At 42.9% G+C, this 19649-nt stretch carries 13 protein-coding genes; 8 read left to right on the forward strand and 5 right to left on the reverse strand.

What is annotated here, in order from left to right; genetic code table 11:
• Positions 1-342: 342 nt before the first annotated feature.
• From K1M91_RS11980 to K1M91_RS12010, 7 genes are all read left to right on the forward strand, one after another.
• Positions 343-1359, forward strand: coding sequence for an ABC transporter permease subunit (locus K1M91_RS11980; RefSeq protein WP_232801998.1), 1017 nt, complete (start codon positions 343-345; stop codon positions 1357-1359).
• 5 nt (positions 1360-1364) lie between these two features.
• A complete protein-coding gene (locus tag K1M91_RS11985; protein WP_232801999.1) occupies positions 1365-2408 on the forward strand; it encodes an ABC transporter permease subunit in 1044 nt (347 codons plus the stop codon).
• A gap of 105 nt (positions 2409-2513) precedes the next feature.
• Positions 2514-4322 carry an extracellular solute-binding protein gene (locus tag K1M91_RS11990; protein ID WP_232802000.1) on the forward strand — a complete coding sequence of 603 codons (1809 nt, stop codon included), beginning with the start codon at positions 2514-2516 and terminating at the stop codon, positions 4320-4322.
• Positions 4303-5346 (forward strand): ABC transporter ATP-binding protein, encoded by a 1044-nt coding sequence (locus tag K1M91_RS11995; RefSeq protein ID WP_232802001.1) that lies wholly within the window; start codon positions 4303-4305, stop codon positions 5344-5346. Before K1M91_RS11990 ends, K1M91_RS11995 begins: the two co-directional genes overlap by 20 nt.
• Positions 5346-6320 carry a dipeptide ABC transporter ATP-binding protein gene (locus K1M91_RS12000; RefSeq protein WP_232802002.1) on the forward strand — a complete coding sequence of 325 codons (975 nt, stop codon included), beginning with the start codon at positions 5346-5348 and terminating at the stop codon, positions 6318-6320. Before K1M91_RS11995 ends, K1M91_RS12000 begins: the two co-directional genes overlap by 1 nt.
• Before the next feature lie 83 nt (positions 6321-6403).
• On the forward strand, positions 6404-7045 hold the full coding sequence (gene pcp, locus K1M91_RS12005; protein ID WP_232802003.1) for a pyroglutamyl-peptidase I: 642 nt from the start codon (positions 6404-6406) through the stop codon (positions 7043-7045).
• Between the two features lie 70 nt (positions 7046-7115).
• Complete coding sequence (locus K1M91_RS12010) at positions 7116-7406, forward strand: YkgJ family cysteine cluster protein (RefSeq protein WP_232802004.1); 291 nt, start codon at positions 7116-7118, stop codon at positions 7404-7406.
• 86 nt (positions 7407-7492) lie between these two features.
• On the opposite strand, the gene K1M91_RS12015 is transcribed toward K1M91_RS12010, so the two are convergent.
• From K1M91_RS12015 to K1M91_RS12025, 3 genes are all read right to left on the reverse strand, one after another.
• Entirely contained in the window at positions 7493-9097 is a 1605-nt protein-coding gene (locus K1M91_RS12015; protein WP_232802005.1) for an ABC-F family ATPase, read from the reverse strand.
• Between the two features lie 252 nt (positions 9098-9349).
• Positions 9350-13123, reverse strand: a complete 3774-nt coding sequence (locus K1M91_RS12020; RefSeq protein WP_232802006.1) for a zinc-dependent metalloprotease — start codon at positions 13121-13123, stop codon at positions 9350-9352.
• A 45-nt stretch (positions 13124-13168) separates the two neighbouring features.
• On the reverse strand, positions 13169-13999 hold the full coding sequence (locus tag K1M91_RS12025; protein WP_232802007.1) for a hypothetical protein: 831 nt from the start codon (positions 13997-13999) through the stop codon (positions 13169-13171).
• A 673-nt stretch (positions 14000-14672) separates the two neighbouring features.
• Between K1M91_RS12025 and K1M91_RS12030 the strand changes: the two genes are divergently transcribed.
• Entirely contained in the window at positions 14673-15488 is an 816-nt protein-coding gene (locus tag K1M91_RS12030) for a helix-turn-helix transcriptional regulator (protein ID WP_232802008.1), read from the forward strand.
• A 10-nt stretch (positions 15489-15498) separates the two neighbouring features.
• Here the strand turns inward: K1M91_RS12030 and K1M91_RS12035 are convergent, their stop codons facing one another.
• Together K1M91_RS12035 and adhE are read right to left on the reverse strand one after the other, a co-directional pair.
• Entirely contained in the window at positions 15499-16770 is a 1272-nt protein-coding gene (locus K1M91_RS12035) for a DUF3391 domain-containing protein (RefSeq protein ID WP_232802009.1), read from the reverse strand.
• Positions 16771-16882: 112 nt separating this feature from the next.
• The gene (gene adhE / locus K1M91_RS12040; protein ID WP_232802010.1) at positions 16883-19552 is read right to left on the reverse strand and encodes a bifunctional acetaldehyde-CoA/alcohol dehydrogenase; all 2670 of its coding nucleotides are present in this window, start codon (positions 19550-19552) and stop codon (positions 16883-16885) included.
• Positions 19553-19649 lie beyond the last annotated feature (97 nt).

The following is a 19649-nucleotide window of genomic DNA, read 5'->3' on the forward strand; positions in this document are numbered from 1 at the left end:
ATTATGTGTTACAAACACGATTTTGTTCCTTGCTTTTCGCGCTATTAACTGGGTAAGCCATGGGCAGGATCATTTACTGATACTCAGCGTATCGTGCAGTGAGGTTTTAGGGGTGAGCGCAGTAAGACAAAGGAAATGCCGTGCTAGAATGCGCCAATTCTAAAATGGTGCGACAACTATCAACAGCCAGCCAACATTGTTCAATCATTGTTTAATCGGCACTGTTAACACTAAGGTGGTTAGGGTGGTGCTCAGTTTAGTCTTATCGGGCAACATGATTGCTTGGCCGAGTCGGCAGTACTGATTCATAACGAATCATTAGCTCAAAAAGGAGAGAGGGTTGTGCTAGCCTATTTTATCCGGCGTTTATTGCTGGTTATCCCTACATTTATTGGTATCACCGTATTGGTATTTACCATCACTCGTTTTGTGCCCGGTGGGCCAATGGAACGAGCCATTGCTGAAATGCAGCAAATGAGCTTGTCTCAAGGCAGCAGCATGAGCAGCAACTCGCTGTCAGAAGAGCAATTAGCTGATTTAAGCGCTTTTTATGGCATGGATAAACCCGTTTGGCAGGCCTATCTCGATTGGATGGGTAAGTTGTTACAAGGTGACTTAGGTGAGTCGACTTTTTATCAAGATCCGGTATTAGACTTGATTCTTGATCGGCTTCCTGTTTCAACCTTTTATGGCGTTTGTTTATTCCTTATCAGTTATGGGGTCTCTATTCCCTTAGGGATTGCCAAAGCGCGTCACCATGGCAGCTGGTTTGATAATTTATCTTCTATTGCGATATTTGTTGGCTTTGCGCTGCCCGGATTCGTGGTCGGTATATTGCTGTTAACAGTATTTTCATTTCAACTGGAATGGTTCCCATTTGGCGGTTTTGTCAGTGATGAATTTGAAGACTTAGAAACCCTTGGCGAACAAGCATATGAGATCCTCTGGCATGCCGTGCTGCCTTTGCTGGCCTATGCAATTGGCGATTTCGCCATCCTCACCATGACCATGAAAAACTCGCTAATGGAAAATTTGTCAGCAGATTATGTTCGTACTGCGATTGCTAAAGGATTGCCTTTTGACAAAGCATTAAAACAACATGCATTGCGCAACAGTTTGATCCCTATTGCCAGTCATTTTGGCGCGGTAGTGAGTGTGTTCTTTGCTGGTTCGTTTTTGATTGAAGCCGTGTTTAATATCGACGGTATTGGTTTACTGGGTTACGACGCGATATTACAGCGCGATTACCCTGTCGTGATGGGTATTTTGGTGATGACCTCCATTGCCATGATGATCGGAAATATCTTATCGGATATCTGTGTTGCTATAGTCGATCCACGCGTTAAGTTTGGGAAGTAGATGATATGAAATTAAATCCATTAACCCTAAAAAAACTTAATCGTTTTCGTTCTATTAAGCGTGGTTATTATTCAGCTGTTATTTTATTCATTTTAATGATGCTGTCGGCTTTTGCCGAGCTGTGGGTGAACAATCGAGCCATCGTGGTGAACTATGAAGGTAATTGGTATTTTCCAACTTACAGTGATGTATACCCAGGTAAAACCTTCGGTCTTGATTACGCTTATGAAACCAAGTATCGCGAATTACAATTGCAATTTGAGCAAGATGGCAGTGATAACTGGGTAGTGATGCCGATCATTCCCTATAACCCATTTGAAAACAATTATTCAGAGGGGGAATACCCACCAACGGCACCTTCATTTGAAGATAAGCATTACCTTGGCACAGACACTTACGGCCGTGATGTAGCTGCGCGCCTGATTTACGGTTTTCGTTTAGCCATGGGCTTTGCCTTTTTGGTTATGGCTATTTGTTACGCCATTGGTGTTACCGTGGGCTGTTTTATGGGGTATTGGGGCGGCAAGGTTGACTTGTTTGGCCAGCGTATTATTGAAATATGGAGTCAACTACCGGGTATCTATGTGATCATGATTATCGTGTCGATATTTGGCTCTAACTTCTGGCTCTTTGTCATGATCATCGTGATGTTTAACTGGACCGCGATGACTTGGTATATGCGCACGTTGACCTATAAGGAAAAGGCTCGTGAATACGTGATGGCAGCCAAAGCACAAGGGGCTTCAACTGCTCGTATTATTTTTAAACACATCATGCCTAATACCTTGATGATGATAGTGACCATGGCACCATTTACCATAGTCGGTAACTTAACCTTACTGACCTCACTCGATTACTTAGGTTTGGGGCTTGCGCCGCCAACGCCGAGTTGGGGGGAGATGTTGTCACAAGGTAAAGATAATTTAGACGCAGTGTGGATTGTGGCCTCGGTAGTGACGGCGATTGTGTTGGTGCTAACCATGGTGACCTTTGTCGGTGAAGCCATTCGAGAAGCGTTTGACCCGAAAAAGCACACTAAATATATCTAACTAGGTGAGCTGGCGCTAAGTGAATGAGTTGCGCCAGATTAACCCCGCTGTCGCCATGATAGTTCGTGGCTGACAGCGCGATGGACAAAAGTAAAAGGACAGATTATGAAGTTAAGTCTTAAATTGCATCAGGCCATTTTTGTTATTGCCAGCTTAGTTTCTGCGGCGGCTTATAGCGCCGAGTTGCCAGAAAACTTGCAGTGGGAAAACAACAATGATGAGCCTGTTTTTGCCTCTGACCAAGCAAAGAAAGGTGGTACGCTGCGTCTGTTTGCTGATAGTTACCCGCCGACATTTCGCGTGGTTGGACCAAACTCCAATGGTGAATTTAGAGAGTATATTCTAGCCAATCAAATGGCGTTGACTATGCTGCATCCCAACACGAAAAAATATATTCCGCAAATTGCTACCGATTGGGCGATCACTGAAGACTTTAAAACCGTTTATTTCAAGCTTGATCCAAGAGCGCGTTGGTCTGACGGTGAAAAAGTAACTGCTGACGATTTTGTTTATACCCGTGAGTTTCACTTAAATCCGAATATTAAAGCGCCTTGGTACCATGAGTATTACACCAACCAGCTGGTGAATGTGACCAAATATGATGATTACACAATATCGGTAACGTTAGGTGAAGCGAAAGCGAAAGAAGAGCTGATTGGTTCAACAAGCATTATCCCCGTGCCTGAGCACTTCTATAAGGGGCGAATTGGTAAAAACTGGGTTAAAGATGCCAACTGGGAAGTGGCACCTAATACAGGCCCTTACATTCTGTCTAAATTTAAAAAAGGTAAAACGGTTACCTTAACGCGCAATAAAGACTGGTGGGCGAAGGATCTTAAATTTCAAAAAAATCGCTTTAATGTGGATAAAATCCGCATCAAGGTAATTCGCGATAAAGCCATTGCTTATAAGCACTTTTTAAAGGGCAAGCTAGATACTTTTGAAATGCCTGAGCCGATTTATTGGCATGAAAAAACCAAAAAGCGAGAGTTTGCTCACGGTTATATTAAGCGCACACTGGCGTATAACGACAAGCCACGCATACCTTGGGGCATTTACCTCAACACTCAGTCGCCGATTTTGTCTGACATTAATGTGCGCCTTGGCTTGCAACACGCAATCAACATGCAAAAAGGGATAAATAAAGCATTACGTGGCGATGTACAGCGTTTACCGCAGTTCACATCGGGTAATGGAGACTATCAAGCTGATATTCAGCCGCGCGAGTTTGACCTGAAAAAAGCCGCAGAATACTTTGAAAAAGCGGGTTGGGGAGCACGTGACGACATGGGCATTCGCGTTAAAGATGGGCAAACCCTATCCGTAGAGCTGATGTATAGCGGAGATGAGCGCAACGACATGATGGTTATTTTACGTGAGGAAGCGAAAAAGGCCGGTGTTGATTTAGTACTTAATAAAGTGGACTTTACGACCCGAATTCGCACCGTTGGAGAGAATAAGCATCAAGCCTACTGGGGAGGCTGGGGAGTGGGTGTTTTAGCTCCTGCTTACTGGCAGTTCTTCCATTCTGTACATGTGGGTCAAAACAATACTAATAACACCACTAACACCGCGGATCCTGAGCTTGATAAATTGATTGAAGCTTATCGTAGCGAATTCGATGTCGCAGTACGCATTAAACAAGCTAAGCAAATTCAGCACATGCTACACGAGCAAGCGATGTTCATTCCGGGCTATCAAGAGTCAACCTCTCGAGCGGCACATTGGCGCTGGGTGCACTTACCTGAAGTACCTATTACGCGCTCGTCTCGTGAAATGTTCAGGCTAGGCGGAGCAACGCGCTTTGGCTTGTTCTGGATTGATGAAGAAGAGAAAAAAGCGGTGTTAAGAGCCAAGAAAAAGCGTGAACCTTTTGAGCCGGAGTTGAAGATAGATGAAACCTTTAAAATCTAACCTTAGCTCAAGTCATGAGCAGCAAGAGGCAATAAGTAATTTAGGCGAGGTGGTTTTAGATGTGCGTCAGCTAGAAACCACCTTTACGACTGAGCAAGGCCCCATAAAGGTTCTTGATGGCGTAAGCTTTCAAGCCAAGCGCGGTCAAACTATTGGTATTGTCGGTGAGTCTGGCTGCGGTAAAAGTGTTACCTCACTTTCTATCATGGGTTTATTACCTCGTCCCCATGGCCAAGTCACTGGCGGTGAAGTGATTTATAAGGGGCAGGACGTAACGAAATTGCCACCAGAAAAGCTCTATGAAATGCGTGGTGATCGTATTGCGATGATTTTCCAAGAGCCAATGACAGCATTGAACCCAGTGCATACTATTGGTGAGCAGCTCTGTGAGGTGTTTCGTTTACATCGCCCTGAATTTAATAAACAGCAGCGCAAAATTGAAGCGATTAAAATGCTGAAAAAAGTGGATATTCCAGCACCTGAAAAGCGCTTTGATGTTTACCCTCATGAGCTATCGGGCGGCATGCGTCAGCGAGTAATGATTGCCATTGCCCTTGCGTGTAAGCCGGATATTTTGATTGCGGATGAGCCCACCACTGCGTTAGATGTGACGATTCAAGCGCAAATTTTAAGCTTGATGAAAGACTTGCAAAAAGAAACAGGCATGGCAATTATTTTTATCACTCACGACTTAGGTGTGGTTGCTGAAATTTGTGATGAAGTGGTGGTGATGTATGCGGGAAGAGCAGTAGAAAAAACCAATGTGTTTGAACTGTTTGAAAATCCACGTCATCCATACAGCCGTGGTTTACTTAATTCAATTCCTCGCCTTGATGACAAACCGAAAACACGGTTAAACACCATTGAAGGCTCAGTGCCATCCCTTGCCGATATGCCAAAGGGTTGTCGTTTTTACAATCGCTGTCCAGATCGTCAAAATAAGTGTGAGAGCCAAACGCCAGTACCTGAAATGATCGCTGATGATCATATGGTGAGCTGCTTAAGGTTGAAGGAGTTAAGCTAATGAGTGATGTTGTATTATCGATTCGCGATCTTAAGCAGCACTTTGCTATTGGCGGAGGCTTGTTTTCAAAGAAAAAATTTGTTTATGCCGTTGATGGTATCAGTTTAGATGTTAAGGCCGGCGAAACATTAGGGTTGGTGGGCGAATCGGGCTGTGGAAAAAGTACCGTAGGGCGGACTTTACTTAAGTTATACGAGCCAACCTCAGGTAAGATTTTCTTTGAAGGGCGTGATATCACTGACTTACCGGTCAGAGAAATGGCTGAGCTGCGCAAAGAAATGCAGATTATTTTCCAAGACCCTATGGAAAGTTTAAATGCGCGCCATACAGTGGGTGGCATCATGGCTGAACCGTTTGAAATCCATGGTATTGGGACTCCGGAAGAGCGTCGCGTATGGGTAGAAGAACTATTAGTAAAAGTCGGGTTACCAAAGACAGCGGCAGATCGCTATCCTCATGAATTCTCTGGGGGGCAGCGTCAACGTATTGGTATTGCAAGGGCTATCGCCTTAAAGCCAAAAATTATTGTATGTGATGAAGCGGTATCAGCGCTGGACGTCTCGGTGCAATCGCAGATTGTGAATCTGTTACTTGACCTGCAACAAGAAATGAACCTAGCACTGATATTTATTGCCCATGATTTGTCAGTGGTAAAGCATATCTCTGATCGCATAGCTGTGATGTATTTAGGCAAAATTGTAGAAATTGGCGCTGCTGAAACGTTGTATAAAGAGCCAAAGCATCCTTATACTCAAGCGTTAATATCGGCGATCCCTATTCCCAATCCACGCTTACGCAACAAACGGATTATTCTCAAAGGTGATGTGCCATCGCCAATGGATCCGCCTGCGGGATGTCATTTCAATGCTCGTTGTATCCATGCCACGGATTTATGTCGCGAGCAGCGACCCGATTTGGTTAGTGTTGGTGAAAACGGTCATCAAGCTGCGTGTCATTTAGTGCAGTCAAATTAGTAAAGCCAGTTATCCTTGACGCCGCCGAGCACTTTTTGTCAGGCGGCGTTTTTTTTATGCTTAGTGTTAGTTGAATAACAGTAATGAAAACTATTTTAGTGGCGGGTTTTGAACCGTTTAATGGCCAAGCCATTAACCCTGCCAGTCAGATCTTGCCCATGTTGGCAAATTTTCGCTTCGCGGAAGGGCAAATATATTGTCATCAAATACCTGTTGTAGGGCAAAAAGCACATAAGAAATTATTGCAGTTAATTGAATGTTATCAAGCTGATATAGTGATTGTGCTCGGCCAAGCTGCAGGGCGGTCTGATGTTACAATTGAACGCGTGGGGATTAATGTAGATGATTTTCCGATTGCTGATAATGACGGACAACAGCCGTTAGACCAAGTGATTATTGAGGGTGGCCCCGCAGCGTATTTTAGTACATTGCCGATCAAGTCGATGTGCCAAGCCATATTGCAGCAAGGGATTAACGCTAGCATTTCAAATACGGCCGGCACCTTTGTTTGTAATCATGTGTTATATGCATTGTTGCATTCACTGCGAGATAGTGCTGTGCGGGCAGGCTTTATGCATTTACCGCTATTGCCTGAGCAAACTCAGGGTACTAATAAGCCGAGTATGGCGCTGGCTAAGCAAACTATGGCACTGCAAAGCGCTATTTCGGCTTTGTTATCTACACCTGAAATAGAAGGGCAAGTGATTACAGGCTCTCAGTGTTAGTTGAGATAACGATTCATATTCCGGCACTATCGGCGTAGTATGAGTGAGTTTAAGTTACTGGCCACTGTTAATGTCTATTGATGTAATAAACCTATCAGCCCCCGAAATTACATGCGCTAATTGCCAAGCTTGTTGCTGTCGGCTCGAAGTGATGATTATTTCAGATACAGGTGTACCTGAAGAGCACATAGCGGTGGACTCTTGGGGTGGTGAAACCATGCTTAGACTTGAGGATGGTTGGTGCTCGGCGCTTGATCGCGATACCATGATGTGCAGCATTTATGAGCTGAGGCCGTGGATTTGTCGTGAGTTTGAAATGGGATCATACGAATGTGTTGAAGAGCGGACTGCGCATTTGTAAGGTATTTTATGTGGTCAGTAAAAGGCATCGCACCCACGCAATGCCTTTTTATTAACTCATACTAGATTTATTTATCCAAACTAGAGCTAAGCGACTTTTTTCGCCTCTTTCTGGCTTGATAGGTACTCATCAAAGGTACCTTGAAAATTAACCACTTGTTTATCTTTAATGTCGATAATACGCGTGGCCAATGAGGATACAAACTCACGGTCATGACTGACAAATATCAAGGTACCTTCAAAAGCCTTAAGGGCGCTGTTGAGGGCTTCGATGGCTTCCATATCCATGTGGTTAGTTGGCTCATCCATGATCAACACGTTAATGTCTTGCATCATTAGCTTGCCAAATAGTAAGCGGTTCTTTTCACCACCGGAACAATTGCGGGCTTTTTTATTGGCGTCATCATCGGTAAAGAGTAAGCGACCTAACATGCCTCGCACCATTAAGTCGTTATGTATCGGCCTGCGCCACTGCGACATCCAGTCCATTAGTGTTAAGTCATTATCAAATTCGTTACCGCTGTCTTGAGGGCAATAGCCGATGGAAGCGTTTTCCGACCATTTAACAACGCCTTCTTTTTGGCTTAATTCATTGACTAAGCAGCGTAAAAACGTAGTTTTACCAACGCCGTTTTCACCGATAATGGCAAGTTTGGCACCGGCTTCTAAAATTAAATCGCCGCCTTGGAACAGAAGTTCATCATCAAAACCGTGGGCAAGGTTTTCTAATATAAGTGCTTGGCGATGCATTTTTTTGCCCGCTGCAAAGCTAATCGAAGGCATTATACGGCTTGATGACTTCACTTCGTCGAGCTTAATTTTATCGAGTTTTTTCGCGCGTGAGCTGGCTTGCTTCGCCTTTGATGCGTTAGCGCCAAAGCGGTTGACAAAGTCTTGTAGTTCATCAATTTCGGCGCTCTTTTTCGCGTTTCCTGCTAATAATTGCTCACGTAGTAAGCTTGATTGCTCAAGGAAGTACTCATAGTTACCCGGATAAATTCGCAGCTCACCATAGTCGATATCGGCCATGTGGGTGCATACCGCATTCAAGAAATGCCGGTCGTGCGAAATAATGATCATGGTGGATTTACGTTTGTTGAGTTCGTCTTCTAACCACGAAATAGTATGAATGTCCAAGTTGTTGGTTGGCTCATCGAGTAGCAAGATATCCGGATTAGCAAACAGTGCTTGGGCAAGCAGCACTCGCAGTTTCCAGCCTGGCGCCACTTGTTGCATCAAACCGTAGTGGAATGATTCTTCAATACCCGCTTCAAGTAAGATCTCTCCAGCGCGACTTTCGGCGCTGTAACCGTCCATTTCAGCAAATTCACTTTCTAAATCGCCGACTCGCATGCCATCGGCTTCGGTCATATCGGGTTTAGCGTAAATGCGATCACGCTCTTGTTTGACTTTCCACAGTGCTACGTCACCCATGATCACTGTGTCGATAACACTGTATTGCTCAAACGCAAACTGGTCTTGGCTCAGGGTGCCCACTTTTAAGCCCGGAGTGATAGACACATTACCTGAAGAGGGCGTGAGCTCACCGCTTAGGATCTTCATAAAAGTCGACTTACCACAGCCATTAGCGCCAATTAAGCCGTAACGATTGTTGTGTCCGAACTTAGCGGAGATATTTTCAAATAACGGCTCTGGGCCAAATTGCATGGTGATGTTTGCGGTGGAGATCAAAAGCTTGTACCTCGAAATTATTAATAAATATTCAGATAACGAGCTGCGCAGCAGACGTCCAAATAGTTTGGTCGCGAAGTATACAGTAATAAAGCCCATTGCATGGCTTTAAATCAAATTTGTGTACAATTAATAGTCAGGCTTGATGTAGTAAATACTGAGCTTTAAAGCCTACTTGAAATCTAAAATATAAAAAAGCCAGCTTAGTCTATAAGCTGGCTTTGCTCAGGTTATGTGACTACGAACTAATTATTAGTTAATTGTACGGGGTAACATTGGTAGTGCTGCTTTGTAGCCTTGTACTTTCTCAATAATTTCAGCTCGTTGTGCATCATTACCGTTAAAGTATGCTTCAGCAAACTTAAGCATATATTGCATGTTGTTAATCTTACTCTTTTGTTCTGGAGTCAGTTCAGACCAAACATGACCAAACTCAAGCATCATTTCAAGTTCTTGCATGCTGACAATAATCTCATGTGCTAAGCCATTTTCTGGCGTGGCAGCATAACGTTTGCCTTTGTAGTCCCAGTATACTGCATCAGTATATGTGCTGTTATCGTTGACACGAATTGATACAAATCGAGCCAAAGCTTCTGCTTGGTCACGACCCGCTAAGCTGCTGTCACGGCTTTCAATCATTACTTGTTCAAGTAAGGCTTCAATAAGGTTGTTTTCACCTTTAGGCGATAAGCCATAACACCAAGATAGACAACCCGAGTAAAGAGGTAACTCTTCAATCTTGGTATCCCAGCTCCACTGGCCTGGGTATTCTCCTTGTGGTGCGACTTCTTCACCTTGTGCGTTTCTAAACTTTGGAGCATAGAATGGCTTACCTTGAAGTACCATGTCTTTCAACAACATATTAAATGCTGGGTATTGCATGATGCCGCTTGGGCTATCTTGAAAGTCATACAAGTCGGCTAATGCCATTGATTGACGAGAAGATATCGGCATTTTTGTGTTTCGCTCAACCAATTGACCCATGGCAACCAGTTTATCAACCCAGGTACCTAAGTAATCACGATCACTTGAGTATTTATGATTTGGATTGCGAACTGGTGCACGACCACTATTAAGGAAGCGGCCAGCTTCTGACAATACTTCATAGTTATCAATAGCAAGTGCAGCTGTTAATGTATCATTGAAACAGCTTGTTGGTACTTCTCCCATTGCAAATTCAGGGGCAGCAGACATAGAGCTAGTGTCAGTGCGCTCTCCATCATACTTACCATTCATTAAATCAGTTAGCAATGAATAGCGAACTTCACCCGAACTGTTTTTAATTTCACACGTATGATCGGGTTGTGCAATAGTTTCAATAAAGAACTCTTGAGTACGAGCTACTGCTGATGGTACGCCACAGTAGATATCCCATAAGAAAGCATCTTTCTCTGGTGTTTCGCCGTTCCAGAAAGATGACACTTCTGGTGTTACACAGCGTGTAGTCCAGTTATCGGCAGGCCAATTCAACTCGGCTGCAAGGTTGTGGTTAGCAAACAAAAGTTGGTTATTAACTTGCGCAAGATCGCCACCCCAAGCACGACTCAAAAACTCGAGGTTATCGCGCATTGCAGAGAATTCTCTTTCACGTGCAACAGCGTAGCCACGTAAGTTATATTCCGTATACTCTTCTCGGTTGTTACGTGTGTTACGAATTTCATAGAAATCTCTGTAACGCTGGATAGCGAACTTATTGATTTCATTGTGGTTACGGCCTTCGTCGTGACGGTTACAATCAGAATTCCCGCTAACGTTACCATCAGTACAGAACTTATACGGTTTAACTTCTGATGTTGAATCTGCTGTTGCCTCCGCTTCTAAATCAGCTGCGAGAGCAGCAACAACGCCATCATTAAGCTCTTGAGATACGCTAGCGTTAATATCGAGGTATTCTTTTAGCAGTTTCTCGTCATAAGCTTTCACACTGCGAACGCCAGTAATTGCTTTGGTTTTCGCATCGAGTACTGCTACTTCACGCTTATAGCCAAACTGCAACGCTGCTAGGTCATAAGGACCAAACACTGGTAGCGCATCTAGGATGGAAGGATTGTAATCCATGATAGAGCTGTAAGCAGGCACGTGGATTAGACCGTTTTCTTTAGCTTGCTGTTGGCTAAAGAAGTTAGATGCATCGATACTACCTTTAAAGTTATGACGCAAGCCTAAGTTATGGCCTAGTTCATGAACTAAGGTTTTCGCGTAAGAGATACCTGCTAATATACGGCCGATTTTAACTTGGTTAGCATTACTTAAATCAGCCCACTTTTTAAGTTGAGCAGGCTTGTCTGTCGCTACACCAGAGAATTCTTCGGCAACGACGCCATTTACCCAAAGAGAAGCATCTGTATAGTCGATGTTATGACCAGCAATACCAGTTGGTAAGGCTTTTGCTGTTGTGCTGGTCCAAAGTGACGCAGCTGGGAACATGTTATTTTCTGCCCAAACGCGTTTTTCAAGATCGTCACGTTTAATGCGTTGCTCATTGGTTAGATCATCCTCATTTAAGTTGTCTAAACGAGCAATTTCCTCTAATACTAGTTCTAAGCTTTCCGTGTGGACTTCATCTTGAAGTTTCAGTAACTCTTTATCTAGGTATTGTGTATTTGGAATAGACTGTTCAGTAACCACTTCTCCTACAGATTTAGCGATATTAATGTCATCACTAGCTAAAGCCGAGTTATTAGAATTGTAGCTAGGCTTATTGTTTGATGCTTGTGAGTCAATTGTGTCCGTATTTACCGTTGGCTTTTGGGTTGTACCACCGCGGTTGTAAGTACTAGAGATAGTATCCCAGTAAAAATTTGCACCGGCTTCAAGTACACCAGAGTACTGATTGATGTGCGCGTGTACAATTTCCCCTGTCACAGGGTTAGCTGCAGAAGGTCCGTAACCTGCAAGGCCGTTTGCTAATGGCTCATCAATCAGGTTGATAACGTTATAACGCAAGTCGCCTGAATGTTTACCAGATGGCTCGACAAGATTAACTTGCGGTACGCCTGCTGCTTTAAGCTGTGGGTTGATGCGATTCATTACATCAAAGGTGATTTGCTTAAAAAATCTGGTTGATTCGTTATTGTTAAAACTATCGCTTAAATGGTAGTCAACGAATGCTAAATTTGGATTGAATCGGTTTAGGTACTGATGCTTGTTACCAACAGCTCCATCGATATTCGCTGCCGTTGGCCGCTCCACTTCACTAGTAAAGAAGCCAAAAGTATCTTCATCATTAACAGAGTAAAGAATGGGTTCATAATCTTTACTGGTTAAGTTTTCAATAGGGACAATTGAATAGGTATGAGCAACGGTAAATGATAGTTCGGTAAAGTTAAAATCAGCAGCAATTAGGCCGTTAATCAAACAGCCCCAAGATTTTTTAACCGTATATTCTTGTTCAACCTCAATGAAAATTGAACCGTCTGCAGAAACCTCATAGCCTTTCCAACCCTTCGTTGGGTCTTCAGTTAAGCGAGCACTGCCGACAGGGCTATAACACTGACTACTACGAGAAAGATCATTCCAAGAAGCACTTATGTTTTCTAAACTGGCAAAGTCAGGGGTAAAAAATTGCTTGTCATGCCACTCAACATCAGCGTCTTTATTTTCTTCTTCTTTATTTGTACATTCATCATAGTCATCAAGTCGACAACGGTAGTCTGCGTAATCACCGGGGATGGTTAAAACTGGTGCGTTATCGTTTACGCTGTCGTTCCAGCGACCAAAGTCGCCATTATTAAGTTGCGCTTGACTCACAACATCAGAATTAATAGCACGAACTTGCAGACCATCTTCACTAAAGTTTAAGCGTACTAACTGTTCATCGCCTTGCATGAAAGGAGCCATAGCAACAGCATAGCGCGGTGCTTTACTCATTGAAGGCATATACATGTATACCTTGTTGGTATCAAATGCGTCTTTTTTTAACTGTTCTTTTGGCTTGACTACTTCGTCGTAAGGCGCGTCTCCAGCGCCACATCCAACTAGCGATAAACCAACAGCAACGCTGAAGGCTAGTTTAGTTAGTTTCATAGGTAACTCCATTTCGTGTGTTTACGATGTTCTATTTTTATTGTTTTAAAATGAATAAACAGCGAGTGCATAAAAGGTTGAATTCTTGTAATCGAGTAATCGCGATACCGGAGCCGGTCCACGCGAAGGGTCGAAGAAACTGACGCTGTTTGTGTGTCCTAGCCCTAAGCTTACTTTCTCGGTTAGGCGGTAACCGATGTATTCTTGATGGGTTAGAGAAGGGTGGTTGTAATTACCTTTGTAGGTCCATGTGTGGTTATTGATAGCACCAACAATGAAGCTCCAATCTTGGTAGCTGTAAGCGAGCTCGTAATATGCGCCAGCATCGTATTCCACTAGATTTCTGCCGCCAGCGGTTTTGTACTCATGAAAATTTTTCAGTAAGCGAGGCTGGAAGGTAAATGTGAAGCCTTCAAGCCAAGCTGATAAATCAAATGCAAAAGTGACAGCGCCACGTACGGCTGTGTTCAGCTTGGTTTTATCTGAGTACTCTGATACTGGAATCGCTGCGCGGATGTCGCCGCCAATGGTCAGCCAATCGGTGGGCTGGTAGAGGTTTCCTTTGCTCATAGAAACCCAATAGTCTTGTGGGAACCAACCTATTTCTTGATCATAACTGTATTGTGTTCTGCCGTTCACACCCAATTTGATGTCATTTTCAGTGGTGTAGTTAAGTCCATAACTAATACCGGTTGAGCGACGGGCTTTGTAGCTGTCACTGTCATAAGCATTTCGTGAATAGTCCACAGCAATAGCACCGGAAATTCGATCGAATACTGCCGTTTCAGTCGCTTCACTATCTTGAGCGAATGCATTATTTGAAAGTACGCAGCAAATTGCGGCGGACAAAATGCCTTGAGAAAATTTCCATATCATGTTCTTGGCCTACTCTGTGATTTTTTTTATGTATGTGTGCTTGCTATTTCTACTTGATAGATCTACGCCCATACAAACAGAAGGGAGATTTTTAAACTGTAATGAATGAAAAATGAACATTTTTTTATCTTGGCAAGGTAAGGGTTCACTTGGCGAACCTTTGGGGATCTTCTGGTGATTCGAGTATGAAAATTGAAAAAGAGCACACTTTTGGAGTGATATAAGGATATTTTGCTCTTAACTAGGTTGATATATTGAAGTGTCTATTTTGGTTGTTATTTATTCTGGGTTTTAGTTGTTTACATAGTGTTTTATTCTTAGTTTGGTTTGTTTGGCAGCTTCTGTGTATGGTTATCTTTAATACAACAGTGTATTTGTTTTTATTTGATATGAATTTTCAATGATAAACAAGTCCTCTAAAACGTTCTACTACTAATAATGAATTTCATTACTAATTAATACTTTACTAAGAGTGATTTTAATTGCTCTCTGAGTCACTATTTTTCGATTTAAACGATTAGTGGTAAAAAGTGTATTGCTAAAAGTTAATTTTCATCTCGTTATAATGGCACGAGCTAATCTATAATATAGCAATACGACAAAATACCGCTGAGCATGAATTAATTGATATTTTCTTTTCCAAATAAGGTGTTTAGTGAAGTAGGAACAGCAAATGCATAATATTAAACCAGACTATTTATTGAGAGCCCTTCGAGAACGAATTAAAGAAAGTCACCTTACCTATGCGCAGTTGGCTCAACAATTGGACGTTCCTCTGTCGACCCTAAAACGTCATTTGCATAGTACCGCTATTTCCCTAGACAAGTTAATTGAATATTGTCGTGTGGTTGAGCTCAGTTTAGATGAGTTGATCAAACAAGCTAAGCTGCTTCAGTCGCAAAGTGATGATTTATTTACTGAGATACAGGATGAAGTCTTTTTTCAATTTCCTGAGCTTTATGATTTTTTCCAAGAATTACGGTTGGCTCCTGAATCATTAGACAAAATGGTGGCAGCCTATGAGCTTACGCCTACAAGTACCTATGCTTACTTGAGAGCCCTTGAGATGATTGGTTTAATTGAGCTGATGCCAAATAATAAATTCTTTCTTAAAGGCCCTTGTCATTATCGTTTTTCAGAGCAGTCAAAACTGAGCTATCTATTTAATCAAAAACTCAAACAGCTCGTATTTGAGAATGATAGCGAAAAAGCCAATATTGCTTGCTCTCGGATGTTTTTAACCAAGAAATGTATTCAAGAAATTGAAGACATGGTGATACGTAAGATTTTAGAATCCAACACAGAACATTGGTTGCAGGCACATGAAACGGAGCAACTACAACATGATGTGTTGCTGATGATTAGACCCCACAAGAAAATACTGTTTTCGGCCGGTATTGCTAATTTACCCAATGAGTTTCTTGCTCATGTATCCAGCAGTATTGAAGCATTTGGCGTCCCTGAAAGTCCTGATTCATCGCACACTTGAGGTATAGGTTTTAATGGCTGGGGGGGAGTGGTGAAAAGTATAAGCAATAACGGACGTGACTATTGAAGTAGCGTGCAGGTGCTTCTTCCAAGTCATCAAAGCTTATTCCCTTCGTAATTTCTAACGACTCTTTAGCCAGGTTTAAGATAAGCCCAGTGCTTTCATTTTTACCGGACTCAAACATCAACACATTTGGACACAAGGCATTGCTGTTATTGGTTGAGACAACCAGAGCGGGAATGCCATTACTCAGCATTACTAAGGAGCCTGGAGGGTAAATGCCCAGTAATTTCACCATCACTTCCAGCATGGAGCGATTGAATTTCTTCTGACTTTGTTTAAATAACAATGCAATGGCATTACGCGGTGTTAAGGCTTTATTGGATGGATGTGGGAAGCAATAACTGTCGTATGCATCGACTAGGCTAAGTAGCTGTGTCATTTCATCTAAGGCATTTTCTGTGGCTTGTTTTGGATAGCCAGAGCCATCTAATCGTTCGTGGTGAGCGGCGATAATCGGTAAAATAGCATCGGGGAAGCAACCCGCTTTTTTTATTAACTCAATGCTATAGGTCGTGTGCATTTTATAGTAGTTTTCTTCTGATTTGCTGAGCTCGGTTATCTTCCTTTTTATTGTCGCTGGCACTTTAATGAGCCCAACATCATGAGTAAATGCCGCCAAACATAACAATTGTGCTTCTTGTTCACTCCAGCCTAATTCTTTCGCAACCACTAAACATAAAATAGTCACATTCAAGCTATGGTAGAAAAGGTCATCAGTGCTTGGTTGTGCTTGAATAACATGCATTACCTTAGGTTCACGACAAGTAAAAACATCGTTACAAAGGGCGTTAATGAGACCTTTAATATCGACATAGGCCTCTTCGGGAGAGAGGCCAAATTTGCTCATGGCGCTGTGGAATTGAGACAAACTATGTCGATATGCTGCTTCCGCGCGCTTATTGTCAAGCCTAAGTTGTTTTGACTGAGCTTGTTGTAATTGTTCTGGTGTTAGCTCGGTTGATTTTTTAACTGGGGATTGTTCTGTCGCTTCAGCATCCAAAGGTACAGGTGGCTTCAGGTGTTTATCACTCTTTTTCCAGTTAATTTCAACTTCAGTGAGTCCCAACGAGTGTAAGATGTCGAGCTGTTCTTGACTCTTTATCTTGAAGTTACTAAACATGAAGGGGTGATCTTTCCAGCCAAGGGGAAGCTCCACAAAATGCCCTATAGCAAGGTGTTTAACAGGGATTTTAGATTTGGAATGCTCTGGATTTGTCATTATTTCTTATATTATTGACTGTTATGTATATTTTAGTTGTCTTTATATTAAATACAAAAAAGCCCGCTAAATAGCGGGCTAGCTTCACAACTTTTGTGTCAGTTTAAATAACTTACGCTTTAGTTGTTTTTTTTCCTTTAGCGGCTTTTGCTTCTGGTTGCTCTTCTTTCGCTAGTACTTTTTGACCTTCAACGTAAGGCACACCGTAGTAAGAAGCGATGAGTACTTCTTTAAGCTCGCTGATTAATGGGTAACGTGGGTTTGCACCAGTACATTGGTCATCAAACGCATCTACCGCTAACTCGTCAACCTTAGCTAGGAATTCAGCTTCGTTAACACCTGCTTCTTGAATTGACATTGGAATGTTAACTGCTTTCTTCAGCTCGTCTAACCATGTTAGTAGGTTGTTTAGCTTCTCTTCAGTGTTCTTACCGCCAAGACCTAAGTGGTCAGCTACTTCTGCGTAACGAGCACGTGCTTTTGGACGGTCGTATTGTGAGAAAGCAGTTTGTTTAGTTGGCGTGTTAGTTGCGTTGTAACGAATAACGTTAGTTAGCAACAATGCGTTAGCTAAACCGTGCGGTACGTGGAACTCAGCACCTAGTTTGTGTGCCATTGAGTGACAAACACCTAGGAAAGCGTTGGCAAATGCGATACCTGCGATAGTTGCTGCGTTGTGTACTTTCTCACGAGCGACTGGATCTTTTTTACCGTTAGCGTAAGAGCTTGGTAGGTACTCTTTAAGCATCTTAAGTGCTTGCAGCGCTTGACCGTCAGAGTATTCGTTCGCTAGTACAGAAACATAAGCTTCCATTGCGTGTGTTACCGCATCGTAACCACCAAAGGCACATAGTGACTTAGGCATATCCATTACGAGGTTAGCGTCGATAACCGCCATGTTTGGCGTTAACTCGTAATCAGCTAGTGGGTATTTTTGACCTGTTGCATCGTCAGTTACAACCGCAAATGGTGTTACTTCAGAGCCAGTACCAGAAGTAGTCGTGATACATACTAGTTCAGCTTTGCTACCCATTTTAGGGAATTTGTAAATACGTTTACGGATGTCCATAAAGCGCATAGACAGGTCTTCGAAATCAGTTTCTGGGTGCTCGTACATTACCCACATGATTTTCGCTGCATCCATTGGTGAACCACCGCCCACGGCCAGGATAACGTCTGGCTGGTAGCTATGACATGCTGCTGCACCTGCTTTTACCACTGTTAGTGTTGGATCAGCTTCTACTTCATGGAACACTTCCACTTCCATGCCTTTATCTTTTAAGATAGCGCGTAGGTCGTCTATGTAGCCGTTGTTAAATAGGAAACGGTCAGTTACGATCATGGCGCGTTTCTTACCATCGAGGTCGTCCATTGCTACTGGCAGTGAACCACGACGGAAGTAGATAGATTTTGGTAGTTTGTGCCACAACATATTTTCTGCTCGCTTCGCTACAATTTTCTTGTTGATTAGGTGTTTTGGACCTACGTTTTCAGAAATCGCGTTGCCGCCCCAAGAACCACAACCTAGTGTGAGAGAAGGTGCAAGTTCAAAGTTGTAAAGGTCACCGATACCACCGTGAGAAGAAGGTGTATTGATCAGAATACGTGCAGTCTTCATCTTGTCGCCAAAGTATGCAATGCGGTCTGCGTTAGCATCTTGGTCTGTATAAAGTACAGATGTGTGACCGACACCGCCGATATCTAGCACGATACCTGCTTGACGTACTGCATCTTCAAAGTCTTTCGCCTTATACACACCTAGCGTAGGAGAAAGTTTCTCGTGAGAGAATTCATCATCGTAAGACGCTTCTAAGCCTTCACCGATAAGAATTTTAGTTGATTCTGGTACTTTAACGCCTGCTAACTCAGCAATTTTGTATGCTGGTTGACCAACGATTTTTGCGTTTAGTGCACCGTCGATTAGCAGTACTTTACGTACTTTGTCTGCATCTGCTTTGCTTAATACCGCTGCGCCGTATTTAGCGAAACGTGCAAGTGTTGCGTCGTAGACAGATTCAACAATGATAGCGGCTTGCTCAGAGGCACAAATTACGCCGTTATCGAATGTTTTAGACATTAAGATAGAAGAAACAGCGCGCTTGATATCTGCAGTTTCATCGATAACAACAGGCGTGTTACCCGCACCCACTCCGATTGCTGGCTTACCAGAAGAGTAAGCAGCTTTAACCATGCCTGGACCACCGGTTGCTAGGATAAGCGCGATGTCGTCATGCTTCATTAGGGCATTTGAAAGCTCTACTGAAGGTTGGTCAATCCAGCCGATGATGTCTTTTGGTGCACCCGCTTTTACCGCTGCGTCTAATACAAGTTTAGCCGCGAAGTTAGTTGCGTTTTTAGCGCGAGGGTGAGGAGAGAAAATACAACCGTTACGGGTTTTTAGTGAGATTAACGCTTTAAAGATAGCGGTAGATGTGGGGTTGGTTGTTGGTACGATTGCACAAACAATGCCCACTGGCTCAGCGATAGTAATAGTACCGCCTTCGTCATTGCGGTCAATCACGCCACATGTTTTTTCATCTTTATACTTGTTGTAGATGAATTCAGAAGCGAAGTGGTTTTTAATCACTTTGTCTTCCATGATGCCCATACCTGATTCTGTTGCAGCCATGCGAGCTAATTCAATACGAGCCGTTGATGCTGCTAAAGACGCGGCACGAAAGATTTTATCAACTTGTTCTTGGCTATAGTTTGCGAATTCTTTTTGCGCCGCTTTAACGCGTGCGACCATTGCATCTAATTCAGCAAGATTGCTAACTGTCATCTTGTTACTCCTAGTAAATAAAAATTTTTTATTAAGGGTGAAACTTGCTATCAAACCATATGAAGTTATTGGAGTTGACTGCGTTGTTGCCTTTAGT

Source organism: Motilimonas sp. E26, from assembly GCF_021278025.1.
Classification (GTDB): domain Bacteria; phylum Pseudomonadota; class Gammaproteobacteria; order Enterobacterales; family CBDFNC01; genus Motilimonas.

Coding starts and splice junctions, on each gene's coding strand:
- K1M91_RS11985 (WP_232801999.1), top strand. CDS start 1,365: ATGAAATTAAATCCATTAACCCTAAAAAAACTTAATCGTTTTCGTTCT.
- K1M91_RS11990 (WP_232802000.1), top strand. CDS start 2,514: ATGAAGTTAAGTCTTAAATTGCATCAGGCCATTTTTGTTATTGCCAGC.
- K1M91_RS11995 (WP_232802001.1), top strand. CDS start 4,303: ATGAAACCTTTAAAATCTAACCTTAGCTCAAGTCATGAGCAGCAAGAG.
- K1M91_RS12000 (WP_232802002.1), top strand. CDS start 5,346: ATGAGTGATGTTGTATTATCGATTCGCGATCTTAAGCAGCACTTTGCT.
- pcp (WP_232802003.1), top strand. CDS start 6,404: ATGAAAACTATTTTAGTGGCGGGTTTTGAACCGTTTAATGGCCAAGCC.
- K1M91_RS12010 (WP_232802004.1), top strand. CDS start 7,116: ATGTCTATTGATGTAATAAACCTATCAGCCCCCGAAATTACATGCGCT.
- K1M91_RS12020 (WP_232802006.1), bottom strand. CDS start 13,123: ATGAAACTAACTAAACTAGCCTTCAGCGTTGCTGTTGGTTTATCGCTA.
- K1M91_RS12025 (WP_232802007.1), bottom strand. CDS start 13,999: ATGATATGGAAATTTTCTCAAGGCATTTTGTCCGCCGCAATTTGCTGC.
- K1M91_RS12030 (WP_232802008.1), top strand. CDS start 14,673: ATGCATAATATTAAACCAGACTATTTATTGAGAGCCCTTCGAGAACGA.
- K1M91_RS12035 (WP_232802009.1), bottom strand. CDS start 16,770: ATGACAAATCCAGAGCATTCCAAATCTAAAATCCCTGTTAAACACCTT.
- adhE (WP_232802010.1), bottom strand. CDS start 19,552: ATGACAGTTAGCAATCTTGCTGAATTAGATGCAATGGTCGCACGCGTT.